The 1,352-nt window shown below is 70.2% G+C and carries 3 protein-coding genes; 1 reads left to right on the forward strand and 2 read right to left on the reverse strand.

From position 1 onward, the window contains the following. A partial coding sequence (locus ACIG5E_RS39500) for an acyl-CoA dehydrogenase family protein (RefSeq protein WP_396542164.1) occupies positions 1–215 on the reverse strand: 215 nt, incomplete at its 3' end. A gap of 182 nt (positions 216–397) precedes the next feature. Here ACIG5E_RS39500 and ACIG5E_RS39505 point away from each other — a divergent pair. After that, positions 398–832, forward strand: coding sequence for a hypothetical protein (locus ACIG5E_RS39505; protein WP_396542166.1), 435 nt, complete (start codon positions 398–400; stop codon positions 830–832). 139 nt (positions 833–971) lie between these two features. Here the strand turns inward: ACIG5E_RS39505 and ACIG5E_RS39510 are convergent. Continuing rightward, the coding region (locus tag ACIG5E_RS39510; protein ID WP_396542168.1) for an electron transfer flavoprotein subunit alpha/FixB family protein at positions 972–1,352 on the reverse strand (381 nt) is incomplete at its 5' end.

A 1,352-nucleotide genomic window follows, 5' to 3' on the forward strand; every position in this document is an offset into this window, starting at 1 on the left:
AGCGCGTCCGCCCCCGCACCGCCGTACACCTCCGGCACGTGCACCGCGTGCAGGTCGTTGCCCGTCAGCGCGTCCAACGCCTCCTGCGGGAACCGACCCTGCTCGTCCACCTCCGCCGCGAACGGAGCGATCTTCGCCTCGGCCAGCGAACGCACCGCCTCACGGAGCATCTCGTGCTCCTCGGAGATACGGAAGAGATCGAACTCCTGGCTCATGATCGCCACTCCTGTTTCACGACGGTACTCAGTACCCTTCATTATGCATGCGCGCGGCAAAAAGGGAACTCAGTGCCTTCACAGGGCGGCACTGAGTTCCCTATCCTTTTCCTGCCGTACTACAGCCGAACTACTGGCGTACTTCTGCCGACAGAGCCGGTCCGAGCGCAGGGAGATGACACGTGGTCCACTCAGCCATCGATGCCGACACCCGGAGTACGACGCTGTACTTCCAGCGCTGTACCTGGTGCAACAACCCCACCTTCCAGCGGCTGCTCTGCCCCACCTGCGGCTCCACCGAGCTGCGGCTGGAGCCCAGCGAGGGCACCGGCGTCGTGCGGCGCTGCGCGGTCGAGCAGGCCCGTACGCCGCTGGTCCGCCAGAAGTCGCTGATCCGGATGACGGAGGGGTTCGACGTCTGGTGCATCGTGGACGGGATGCGCAGCACCGTCCCGGTCGGCACCCGGGTGCGGCTGTACTCCTCCCCCGGCTCCGACCAGCCCGAGCTGCGGCTGCTGACGGTGGAGGAGCCGCCGGCGGAGCAGGAGGCCGAGCCGCGCCCGCTGCCGCCGGTCAAGGGCGGGTTCACCCAGCACCTGGCGGCCTTCGCCGAGTAGTCCGCGACGGGCCCGCGCTCCAGCGGCGGGCCCACCACGCGGCACGGCACGCGGCACGGCACGGGACGACACGACGGAGGGCGTGGCACTCGGTACCGGGGGTACCGAGTGCCACGCCCTCCGTTCGGCTTCCGGGGGATCAGCCCTTGCGGGCCTTCACCTCGGCGGTGAGCTGCGGCAGCACCTCGAAGAGGTCGCCGACCACGCCGTAGTCGGCGAGCTCGAAGATCGGGGCCTCGGGGTCCTTGTTGACGGCCACGATGGTCTTCGAGGTCTGCATGCCGGCCCGGTGCTGGATGGCGCCCGAGATGCCGTTGGCCACGTACAGCTGCGGGGAGACCTGCTTGCCGGTCTGGCCGACCTGGGAGCTGTGCGGGTACCAGCCGGCGTCGACGGCGGCACGCGAGGCGCCGACGGCCGCGTCGAGCGCGTCCGCGAGCTCCTCGACCACGCCGAAGCCCTCGGCGGCACCGACACCACGGCCGCCGGAGACCACGATGGCGGCCTCGGTCAGCTCCGG

This window comes from Kitasatospora sp. NPDC053057, from assembly GCF_044546945.1.
Taxonomy (GTDB): Bacteria; Actinomycetota; Actinomycetes; order Streptomycetales; family Streptomycetaceae; genus Kitasatospora.